Consider the following 11,953-nt stretch of genomic DNA (forward strand, 5'->3'; position numbering starts at 1 on the left):
TTTTAATTCATATTAAATGATAACAAAAAGAACCACTGTATTACTATGTAAACAGTGGCGTGTTTTTAAATTCATACTAATGGACGATAACTAATTGTAACTGTAATGTCACATGTCTTTTACTATCATTTCATAGGATTATCGTCATTAATCAGTATTCTTTCAATGTTTGTCGTTTTACCATTTTTATCAATATCAATGATAACACCTGATAACACACTTCGACCATTGTCAGGCACTACATGACGTTGAGGTAAACTTGTAATAAATCGTTCAATTACTTCATCTCTATTAATACCTAATATGCCATCGTAAAATCCAGTCATACCTACATCAGTAATATATCCAGTGCCACTAGGTAAAATACGATTATCTGATGTTTGGATATGAGTATGTGTACCTACTACTGCACTGACTCGACCATCTAAATACCATCCCATAGCATTTTTTTCCGATGTTGTTTCAGCATGAAAGTCTACAAAGATATAAGGCGTCACCTTTTGCGCTTCTTTAACAAGTTCATCAGCTTTTTTAAATGGATCATCTATATCTTGCATAAAAGCTCTACCTTGTAAATTAATAATCGCTAATTTAATATCATTGATTTGAATAATTCGCATACCAACACCAGGTGCTTCACTCGGGAAGTTAGCTGGTCTGACCATTCTTTTAGCTTCATCGATAAATTCATAAATCTCAAGTTGACCGTATGTATGATTGCCCATAGTCATAAAATCAACGCCTTCACGAAGCAATTGCTTATATATTTTTTCAGTCAGTCCTTTACCATGTGCTGCATTTTCTGCATTTACGATGGAAACGGTAGGACGATATTCTTGTTTTAACTTGGGTAAATATGTTGAGATTGCATTTCTACCAATCTTACCAACGATATCTCCTATAAATAATATTCTCATGCCATGTTCATCCTCTCATACAAATAAGTTTAATAGATAGATAACTTTATTTAAAGTACTCTTTGAAAATTATTTATTTGAGTATTAACTGTCTTTGCTTTTTTATCAACATATATTATGTTAATATATGTTTATCAAAAGTTTAGGAGTTGTAAATAATAAATGTCTATTAATATCGATCCTGAAAAATTTGCAGAATTAGTAGTAAGTTCTAACCCATCTAAATCAGAAGATGTGGAAGATATCGCAAAAGATAGCTTAAAATTATATATCAACGCATATCGCTTAGCTGAAAGATACGCTAACATTGCTACTAACTGTTATGACACAGCTGAAATTATCCAAGAATTGAAAAAAACAGATTTACAATTAAAATAAACAATTTTAATATTAACACAATACAAATATCAGTGCTTATTGATTTTCATCAAATCAATAAGCACTTTTTTCTTTATATTAAAAGCCCCTAATCATCAATACGATGATTAGGGGTAAGAAATTATTTAGCATATTCTACTGCTCTAGTCTCTCGAACAACTGTCACTTTGATATGACCTGGATATTGTAATTCATCCTCAATTTGAGTTTTAATATCTCTAGCCAATCGGTATGATTTTAAATCATCTATTTCTTCAGGAGATACGACCACACGGATTTCTCTTCCTGCTTGAATTGCGAATGCTTTTTCAACACCATCATAACTTTCAGAAAGTGCTTCTAAACGCTCTAAACGACGAATATAATTTTCTAATGTTTCTTTACGAGCGCCAGGACGAGCTGCTGATAATGCATCAGCTGCTGCAACTAAAATTGAGATAATAGATGTTGGTTCAACATCACCATGATGAGAATGAATAGCATTAATGATTGTTTCATTTTCACCATATTTTTTCGCCAATTCAACACCTATTTCAACGTGACTGCCTTCAACTTCATGGTCAATTGCTTTACCTACGTCATGAAGTAAGCCAGCACGTTTCGCTAAGGTAACATCTTCACCTAATTCTGCTGCTAACATTCCTGATAGATGTGCTACCTCAATTGAATGTTTAAGCACATTCTGTCCATAACTTGTACGATAATTTAAACGGCCAAGTATTTTAACTAAGTCAGGATGCATGTTATGAACATTTATTTCGAATGTTGCTTGTTCACCAGCGTCTCTAATGATATCGTCTACTTCTTTTCTAGCTTTTTCGACCATATCTTCAATGCGTCCAGGGTGGATTCTTCCATCTGAAACTAGGTTAACTAAAGCTGTTCTAGCGATTTCTCTTCTGATAGGATCAAAACCAGATAAAATGACAGCTTCTGGTGTATCATCGATAATTAAATCGATTCCCGTAAGTGTTTCAAGTGTTCGAATATTTCTTCCTTCACGTCCGATTATTCGACCTTTCATTTCATCATTTGGCAAGTTTACAACTGAAACAGTTGACTCAGTTGTATGATCTGCTGCTAATCTTTGTACCGTAGTAGCTAACAATTCTTTTGCGGTTTTATCTACTTTTTCTTTAGCTTCTCTTTCTTTTTCCTTAACAAGTATTGCAATATCTTGTGACAGTTCTTCTTCAACTCGTTGAAGTTGCTCTTTTACAGCTTCTTCTTGAGTGAGACCGGAGATGCGTTCTAATTCTTGTTCATGCTTCATTATTAATGTTTGAACACTACTCTCTTTTGCATCTACTTGTTGTTGTCTTTCTTCAATTTTTGATTCTTTTTGCTCTAAAATCTCATCTTTTTTATCTAATAGATCAGATTTTCGCTCTAAGTTCTCTTCTTTTTGAAGAAGTCGGGTTTCTTGTCTTTGTAATTCACCACGTCTTTCACGTAGTTCATTTTCAGTTTGTTCTCTTAAAATTTGGTTTTCTTCTTTTGCTTCAAGCAACTTTTCTTTCTTAGTGTTGTCTGCTTCTTTGTGTGCTTGATTAACAATGTCGTCGGCTGTTTGTCTAGCCTGAACTTGTTTCTGATGCAATAAATTTCGGGCAACAACATACCCTACAACAACGCCTAGAATTATACCCAGCAAAATGAGTAGGAGGCCTAATAAATTCACATAAACACCTCCTTTATCTAGGGTTTGCTCTGTATATCAAAATCAATATGATTATATGAAATTATATAAGAATCATACATACTAATTGTACGGTTTTACACTTATAAGTGTCAAGATATCAATTTGAACTTATCAGTATCATAAATGTATTAAATGCGTATATTACAAGATTTAATTTTTAACTTTTAAATTTCTATATAAATAAAAAAGAGGTGAAGACATAAAGTTTTGGTACTCTGGAGAACCGATAACCGGTATCCCAACAGTAGGATTTATCTACAGTGCTATTAGTTTTCATATAAAAAAACCACCTAACACTGCATGTTGAGCAATAAAATTCTTATGATTCAACAAACATTTAAAAAGTAAGTTTGCTCATCATACAGTTCTGCTCATATCCTAAATACTTTTGTCTTGACCTCATTCAATCAATACATTAAATTATTTTATTCTTCATCAAATAATGACTTCGGTGCGTCTTCTTCTTTTTCTTCTACATCACCATCAAAAATACCGAGCTTCTCACGTAGTTTTTGATCGATTTCATCTTTAATTTGAGGATTTTCTTTAAGGTAAGTTTTAACGTTTTCTTTACCTTGTCCCATTCTTTCACCATTATATGAATACCAAGCTCCAGATTTATCAACGATTTCATTTTCAACACCAAGATCAATCAGTTCGCCTTCTTTAGAGATACCTTGACCATACATGATATCAACTTCTGCAACTCTGAATGGTGGTGCAACTTTGTTTTTAACTACTTTAATCTTAGTTCTATTACCAACAATCTCTTGTCCTTGTTTCAATTGTTCAGCACGACGAACTTCTAAACGAACAGAACTATAGAATTTTAATGCTCTACCGCCTGGTGTTGTTTCAGGGTTACCGAACATCACACCTACTTTTTCACGAATTTGGTTAATGAAGATGGCAGTCGTATTTGATTTGGAAATAGCTCCAGATAGTTTACGTAATGCTTGTGACATTAATCTTGCTTGCAAACCAACATGAGTATCTCCCATTTCACCTTCAATTTCAGCTTTAGGTGTTAATGCAGCTACTGAATCGACTACTACGATATCGACTGCACCACTACGAACAAAAGCTTCAGCAATCTCTAAACCTTGTTCCCCATGATCAGGTTGTGATAAATATAGATTATCAATATCTACACCTAGTGCTTGAGCATAAACAGGATCTAATGCATGCTCAGCATCAATAAATGCAGCAACGCCACCGTTTTTTTGTGTTTCTGCAATAGCGTGTAATGCAACTGTAGTTTTACCAGAACTTTCTGGTCCATATATTTCAATAATTCTTCCTTTAGGATAGCCACCTACACCTAATGCGTTATCTAATGTAACTGAACCACTTGATGTACTTGAAACTCTGCGACCTTTATTATCGCCTAATTTCATTACTGCACCTTTACCAAATGATTTTTCCATATTTTTTATTACTGTATCGAGAGCTTTTTGACGTTCGTTATCCAAAGCGAGACCTCCTAAATTGAGAATGTTTTCTGTTTAATATCTTAATTCATACTATACAAGCTTTTAAATCAAATTACAAGCATTTTGCGAATATTTGTTCGTGTTATTTCGAGGCTTAGTTACACAAAAACGAACAAACGTGCTATTAATTCCAACAGTAATTGATTTATTTCGATTGTTCTAACCATTTTAACAATTTAATTAATGCATAATTTTGACTTCTGCTTCTAAGTAAATTTCTGTTTTGAGACATTTTAAATGATTCAATTTCCAATTCATCTCCAACAAGTTTTCCTAAATAAACTTCATTGTCATCATGCAATAATGTCATACCCATTTCTACTTTAAACAAATCTTTGACGTATTTAGCACTCTCATATATTTGTTCATTAATATTTTGTTTTACATCAATAAATTGTGAAGAATGTGGTAATGCACCTTTTAATAATTGACTGTCATCTACATTTTTCAACCGAGTATATAATGCCCCATTCGTGACGCCATCATATATTGCAAATGAAGTGCTCATATATTTCATCACTGATTCTTCTATACTGATATCATCAGATCCAAAGTAATACTCGCCAATTCGACTTAAAATTTCATTTTTAATCGGTTGAATTAGTTTCTGACATTGTTCTATAGTTTCTGCATTTGCAGTTAATCTAATATATACTTCATGTGTCCCAGCAAGTGGCGCAATAGTAGGATTAGTTTGTTGGTCAATTAAATCCAATAAGATCGTCTCAACTTTAGACTCACCTATTCCCGCAAATTTAAGTTGTTCTGAGAAGATAACTTTATCATCATCTAATATAAGTGGTAATAACTCATTTTTCGCCATTGGTTGCATTTCTTTAGGTGGTCCAGGTAATAATACTACCTTCTTTTCTGCAATTTCCACTAACATACCTGGTGCCATGCCATTTTTATTTGGAAGTACAGTAGCTCCCTCTATAACAAGCGCTTGTTGTTTATTGTTTGGCGTCATCACTTGTCCTTGGTCCTCGAAATAACTTTCAATATATTGTAAAGAAGGCTCATCTATAACTAATTCTTTATTTAATACTTTTGCAACAGTGTGCTTTGTAAGGTCGTCTTTAGTTGGACCTAAGCCACCAGTTAGTACAATCATGTCAAATCGCTCTAGTCCTTGTCGTATAGTGTACTCTAAACGTTCAGGATTATCTCCAATTACAGTATGTTCAACGACGTTTTTACCTACTCCGTTCAATAATTTAGATAAATATTGACCGTTTGTATTAGCTATTTGACCTAATAATAACTCTGATCCTACTGCAATTATTGAAATATTCATAACATATTTCTCCCCTTTTGATACTCATATATAAGTAATATCACTATTATAAACGTTTGAAAAATTAAAATCTAAGAATGAGATTACTCAATAGCTAGACATTTCAAATCAACCTATAAATCCAAAATAAAAAACGAGTTGAAATAAAACGCCATTCCAACTCGCTAATATATTAATGTTTAAATACATCTCTACCTTTATAAAAGTATTCAATACCAGATAAAATAGTGAAGAATACACCGATATATAATAATACCTGTCCAATTGGGAATCCAATCCAAGTTGCTAAAGGATCACCTAATAAAATCCAAATAATGGCAACCATTGTAACTGCTGTTTTGATTTTACCTAATTGACCGGCTGCACTGACAAATCCTTGTTCAATTTGTAATAATCTAAGCCCAGTCACTGCAAATTCTCTAGCAATAATGATAATAGCAACAACAGAATTGGTTAAATCAAGTTGTACCATCACAATTAATGCACTAGCAACTAATAATTTATCAGCTAATGGATCTAAAAATTTCCCCATGTTTGTAACTAATTGCCATTTACGAGCTAAATAGCCATCTGCGAAATCACTTAATGATGCAATGATAAAGAAAAAACCACTTATTAAAAGTTCTATTTTAATATCATATCCGCCTAGGAATGATATTTTCCCAAAACCAAAATTGACTAATGCAAATAAGATAAATACTGGTATGAGTACAACTCTAAATACCGTTATCTGATTTGGTATATTCATTTAAAATCCTCATTTCTAATACTTTTTTATCTAAAATAATAGTACTGCTATAATCCACAACATAAGTGTAACCAAAATCACTAACCCAATAATTACTGCTACTTGTATGGATTCCTTTGACTTTCTTCTATAAGGAGGTGCTTCTCTATTAGCAAATGAATGAATCGCATCATCTAATTGAATACGATTATCCGGTATTTCATCTTGATGAACTTCAATCAAATGATTAGGTTCAATATTAACAACACTGGCATACTTTCTAATAAAACCTTCAGTATAGTTACTGTTTGGTAATTGATTAAAGTCATTATTTTCAATTTGTTCTAAAGTATGACGTTTGAGTTGAGTACGTTGTTCTAATTCATTTAGAGTCATACCTAACCTTTCACGTCTACTCTTTAAAACTTCACCTATTGTTTTCAAAATGATGCCTCCTTAAAAAACTATTCAAAGAATCCAAAACCTCCACCAAATGGGTCACCAAAGTCTAAATTATTTTTACTTTTAGTTTGAACCGTTTGCTTTTTCATCTCTTCATATTGAATTTCTTGATTTTTATTTTCACGTAATTCTATGATGTAATCAAAATCATCCATACTATAATCACATGCTTCTACAAATAAATCAGGATGTTCTACTACTTTTACTGAAGGAAGTGTCATGATTTCTTTGACTAAATCTTGATGTTTCATATTAGATTCACGTGCTGTAACAGCGCCATCAATAATATAAACATGATTTGAATCATATTCACCTTTAATCAGTGAACTTCTAACTGTTTGTTTAATTAAAGTTGAACTAATAAATAACCAACGTTTGTGTGCACAGACACTGCCAGCAACAATTGATTCAGTCTTCCCAACTCTTGGCATACCACGAATTCCTATTAACTTATGTCCTTCTTCTTTAAATAATTCTGCTAAGAAATCTACTAATAGTCCCAGGTCTTCTCGTTCAAAACGGAATGTTTTTTTATCGTCTGCATCTTGCTCTATGTAGCGACCATGTCGGACAGCTAATCTGTCACGCAATTCAGGTATACGTAATTTAGTAATATCAATTTCATTAATTTCTTTAACTATTTGTTCGAAGCGTTCTACTTTTTCTAGTTTGTCTGTTTTAATTAATAAACCACGTTTACCTTGGTCAACACCATTAATCGTAACAATACTAATTCCTAGCATACCTAATAAACTTGAAACATCACCTAACAAACCGGCACGGTTCATTGTAATTTCATATTCGAGATACCATTCTTTTCTTCTCTCTGCAACTGACACCAATACCCACCCCTTGTTTAAACACAACTAAAAGTTCAATTTCAATGATTAATAATAATCACATTATAACATCGAATTGAATATCATGTACTAGAGAAATCACGTTTTATAGTTAATACTATTAATTGAAATGATTATAAATACCATCCACCATTCACTTTTTGTATGGTCCCTGTAACACTTTTAGCCCTCGGATCATATAAATAGGCACAAGTGTGTGCTATTTCGCAAGGTTCTATCATGCGATGTTGAGGGATATCATCTAGAATCTCTTCTAATTCTTCTTCTGACCACTTCTGGCTCATATTACCTGAGACAAATCCTGGTGTAATTGCATTCACTGTCACTGTTGTTTGAGCTAACTCTTGACTTAATGCTTTTACAAAACCTATTTGTGCACTTTTCATTGCTGAATAAATAGTTTCCATACTAGCACCCATTTCACCCCATATAGATGAAATCACTATAATTCTACCATTTTCACTTTGTCTTAAAGTATCAACAAAAAACCTACTTAGTCGAATGAATTGTCTCACATGGATATGGTAAGATTGATCAACTTGACCATCTGTTACATCTTGTATCATGCCATACAATGCTGTACCTGTTGCATAAATCATACAATCAAGATGATTGATATGACCAAAGAACTTATCTAAATTGATATCCTTAGATAAATCACATTGTATTAAATTAACAGGTTGATTTAGATATCGTGTAACTAACTTTGATTTATCGGCTGAAAAAAATTGTAAATCTACTTCATAACCATCTTCTAATAACCGATCAACAATTGCAGTTCCTATTGACCCTGAACCACCTAATACTAATGCTCTCATTTGTTTTTAAGCTCCAAACGGCTATCTACCATCTCATCTAAATCTAAGCATAACTGAGACGTTTCATTGACACTTTCAAGCGTGATATTTTCTACGATGTTTAACATATCAAATACACTAACGCCTTCAAAATATAACTTTGCGTATTGGTTAGCAATGTATTCAGGAGAATTAAGACTTGAAATAAATTCTCCTATAAATTGTTTTTTCAATAAATCAAATGCTTCAACGTCAGTAAGATTACCTTTGTTATCCTTTAATTGTTTGATAAGCAACTGTTTTAATTGATCTGGATGATTGGTTGCACTAGTAATAATTGAAAAGCTATAAGTTGGCTCTAAAACAAATTGATAACCAAATGTTTCATCAATTAAATCATCATTCAATAATTCTTGATAAAACTCTGTTTCTTCTCCAAAAATAAGTTCATAGAAAAATGTCATTTCTAAATCACGTTGAACATATTTTTCTGGTGATTCATCTAAAGGTTGATTTTTAAATCCTAGCATTAACTTAGGAGATTGTAGTTTCATTTCTTCAGATACAACATGTTGATTCACTGATTTTGGTTCATCAATCAATGCACGTTCAATTTTAGGTTGATTCGTTTTATCTCTAAGGTTTTCATGTTCTTCTACAATATCAACAATATACTGTGGTTCTACATCGCCTACTACGAAAAGCACCATATTAGATGGGTGATAAAATGTTTCATAGCAAAGATATAAATCATCTTTTGTAATATCATAGATACTTTCAACACTACCTGCGATATCAACTCTAATAGGATGTTTTTCATACATAGCTCTTAATGTATTAAACATGAGTTTATATCCAGGTTGTTCTTGATACATTTTAATTTCTTCAGCAATTATACCCTTTTCTTTGTCTACAGTTTCTTTTGTAAAATAAGGTGTTTCAACCATAGTCAATAACCGTTTGATATTATTCTCAAGATGATCTGTCGCACTAAATAAATAACTTGTGCGGTCAAAACTAGTAAAAGCATTGGCTTGTGCATTTTCCTCAGCAAATGCAGTGAATAAATCTTCTTCTTCTTTTTCAAATAACTTATGCTCTAAGAAGTGTGCAACACCATCCGGTACAGTTACAAATTCATCTTTACCTAGCGGTTTAAAACGACTATCTAGAGAGCCAAATTGAGTAGTATAGGTAACAAACGTTTTTTGAAATCCTGGTTTTGGTATGACAAATAAACGCAGTCCATTTTGTAATTCATGTTCATAAACTGTCTCATCTATGACATCATAATAATGTTGTTTCACTACTCATTCCCTCCTTTAGTAAGTACATAAATTGTATCTAATACTGCTTCATTAGCTAATTTTATAATATCTTCTTTAGTCACTTTATCTATTTCATTTAAGAAAGCTTCATCACTTTGAGGCTCATCTAACAAAATTTGATTATGTGCTATTTCAATAATACTCTTTGGTCTGTCTGCAGATTCATGTCTTTGAGATGTAATAATTTTTTTAGCTAATGCAAGTTTATTTTCGTCAAATTCACCTTTTTTGAATTTATCAAATTCTTCTAAAATCGTTTGTTTCGCAGTTTCATATTTATCTGCTGATACGCCACTTAGCACAAATAAAAATCCATTTTTACCATCAATTTGAGAATGTATAGAATATGCTAAACTTTGACGCTCACGTACTTCATTAAATAATACTGATGATGGATCTCCACCGAACATGATATTAAACACAATAAAAGCATAATAATTACTTTTACCATAATGAGTTGGGAAACGATAACCTAAATTAAGTTTAGCTTGATCGACATCATCAGTTTCAACTATTGTCTTTGGCAGTTGTTCAATTTTATTGTCTAATTTTTGTGCTTTATTATCAGAAACTTCAAAAGTAAACGGTTTAATTTCGAATTTAGATTGGATTTGATTATAGACTTGTTGTTTATCAACATTACCAACAACATAAATAGCACAGTAGTCGTTTTCAATCATAGATTGATATGTATCATACAGTGATGCAGGTGTTACATGTGGCACTTGTTCAATTTGACCAGTTGCTAAATATTGATATGCTTCATTTTCAAACATATTTTCTAATAATTTTAAAAATGAATATTGTGCTTTGTTGTCAATCATCGCTTCAATCTTTTTACCTAACAATGATTTTTCTTGTTTCACAAATTTGTCGTCAAACTGTTTATTATGTATTAAAGGATTCCATATTAATTCATTTAATAAATCTAATCCATGCTCAAATAATGGTGTTTGATCTTTTAAATATCGTTCATTGACTATTTCTAAAGAAATAGTGATGACATGTTTATCTTTAAATTTCGAAACAAAGCTATTTACATATGCGCCGTAAAGTTCAGATAAACGACGGTTCAGTGCTTTATCGTCCTGCCATTTTTGAGATGCGCGAACAAGTACTTTGCTTAATACTGAACGTGCTGTTATTGTTTCATATTCAAGTGGTGCCATAAATTTAAAAGTAATCGTTGTTGTTTTAAATTTCTCGGTTGGCAACACATGTATATGATTATTTTGATTTTCGTTATGCAACTGCAATACCTCCATTAACATTTTCCATTATTTTTCTCTTGTAATTCTAAATTTGACTAAACTACTCTTCATATAATTTAAAGAATATAAAATTGGATTATTTTGTTCATCAAAATGAGTAACCTTAAGTAACATTAATCCTTCATGTGGTGAGGCATTTAGCATTTCTGAAATATGTGGTTCATAATTAACCGCTTCTAAATCAGTTTCAGCATAAGTGACTGTATGTCCTGTAGCATGTTTAATTGCATTTAACATTGATCCATTACTTTCTTGATAACCTGTACATGTTAAATAGTCCTTTGCAATCTTGTCTAAACAATAAACTACTGGTTGATGATTAGCAGTTTTCAATCTTTCTATAATAGTTACCGGTTGTTTCTCATTAATGCCTAAACGTTTAGCATCTAATAACGTTGCAGGTTGTTCATCAAAGTTTAAATATTCTGTACCAGATTGATAACCAGCACTGTTAATCATTTCAGTAATACTAATTAATTCATTTAATGGATAAAAGAAAGGGGGCAGTGATTTGACACTGGTACCCTCTTCAAAATTATCTACAACTACTTGTTCAGTAATTAATTCTCCTATACCTTCATAAACATCGTCTGTTTTAATATTGAGTTCTCGAGCAATAGCTAAATTACTAGGTAGTTTACTACCAAACTCTAATTCTCCAGACTTAATTTTGTTTAGAATATATTGTTTCACTCTATAAATAGCATTCATTTCCGCCATA

General features: G+C 32.0%; 12 protein-coding genes. 1 reads left to right on the forward strand and 11 read right to left on the reverse strand.

All coding sequences use genetic code 11. The features are described 5' to 3' along the window. Positions 1 to 125 precede the first annotated feature (125 nt). Positions 126 to 917 (reverse strand): TIGR00282 family metallophosphoesterase, encoded by a 792-nt coding sequence (locus tag P7F85_RS07515; RefSeq protein ID WP_002467041.1) that lies wholly within the window; start codon positions 915 to 917, stop codon positions 126 to 128. A gap of 162 nt (positions 918 to 1,079) precedes the next feature. Between P7F85_RS07515 and P7F85_RS07520 the strand changes: the two genes are divergently transcribed. After that, entirely contained in the window at positions 1,080 to 1,295 is a 216-nt protein-coding gene (locus tag P7F85_RS07520) for a hypothetical protein (protein WP_002467042.1), read from the forward strand. Positions 1,296 to 1,416: 121 nt separating this feature from the next. On the opposite strand, the gene rny is transcribed toward P7F85_RS07520, so the two are convergent. The 10 genes from rny to P7F85_RS07570 form a co-directional block, all read right to left on the reverse strand. Further along, positions 1,417 to 2,976, reverse strand: coding sequence for a ribonuclease Y (rny, locus tag P7F85_RS07525; protein ID WP_015365062.1), 1,560 nt, complete (start codon positions 2,974 to 2,976; stop codon positions 1,417 to 1,419). Between the two features lie 446 nt (positions 2,977 to 3,422). Beyond that, entirely contained in the window at positions 3,423 to 4,469 is a 1,047-nt protein-coding gene (gene recA, locus P7F85_RS07530) for a recombinase RecA (RefSeq protein ID WP_002451246.1), read from the reverse strand. Between the two features lie 166 nt (positions 4,470 to 4,635). Further along, a complete protein-coding gene (locus P7F85_RS07535) occupies positions 4,636 to 5,787 on the reverse strand; it encodes a CinA family nicotinamide mononucleotide deamidase-related protein (RefSeq protein WP_002465812.1) in 1,152 nt (383 codons plus the stop codon). 172 nt (positions 5,788 to 5,959) lie between these two features. Then, a complete protein-coding gene (pgsA, locus tag P7F85_RS07540; RefSeq protein WP_002465809.1) occupies positions 5,960 to 6,535 on the reverse strand; it encodes a CDP-diacylglycerol--glycerol-3-phosphate 3-phosphatidyltransferase in 576 nt (191 codons plus the stop codon). Positions 6,536 to 6,565: 30 nt separating this feature from the next. Further along, positions 6,566 to 6,958, reverse strand: coding sequence for a helix-turn-helix domain-containing protein (locus tag P7F85_RS07545; protein ID WP_002465806.1), 393 nt, complete (start codon positions 6,956 to 6,958; stop codon positions 6,566 to 6,568). A gap of 20 nt (positions 6,959 to 6,978) precedes the next feature. After that, positions 6,979 to 7,815, reverse strand: coding sequence for a YmfK family protein (locus P7F85_RS07550; protein ID WP_015365064.1), 837 nt, complete (start codon positions 7,813 to 7,815; stop codon positions 6,979 to 6,981). A 134-nt stretch (positions 7,816 to 7,949) separates the two neighbouring features. Then, on the reverse strand, positions 7,950 to 8,654 hold the full coding sequence (ymfI, locus tag P7F85_RS07555) for an elongation factor P 5-aminopentanone reductase (RefSeq protein ID WP_002465810.1): 705 nt from the start codon (positions 8,652 to 8,654) through the stop codon (positions 7,950 to 7,952). Then, a complete protein-coding gene (gene yfmH / locus P7F85_RS07560; protein ID WP_015365066.1) occupies positions 8,651 to 9,940 on the reverse strand; it encodes an EF-P 5-aminopentanol modification-associated protein YfmH in 1,290 nt (429 codons plus the stop codon). Before yfmH ends, ymfI begins: the two co-directional genes overlap by 4 nt. After that, entirely contained in the window at positions 9,940 to 11,226 is a 1,287-nt protein-coding gene (gene yfmF / locus P7F85_RS07565; protein ID WP_037539758.1) for an EF-P 5-aminopentanol modification-associated protein YfmF, read from the reverse strand. The genes yfmH and yfmF overlap by 1 nt, the downstream gene beginning before the upstream one ends. A 12-nt stretch (positions 11,227 to 11,238) precedes the next feature. Next, on the reverse strand, positions 11,239 to 11,952 hold the full coding sequence (locus tag P7F85_RS07570) for a GntR family transcriptional regulator (RefSeq protein ID WP_015365067.1): 714 nt from the start codon (positions 11,950 to 11,952) through the stop codon (positions 11,239 to 11,241). Between the last annotated feature and the right edge of the window lies 1 nt (position 11,953).

Source organism: Staphylococcus sp. aM, assembly GCF_052975125.1.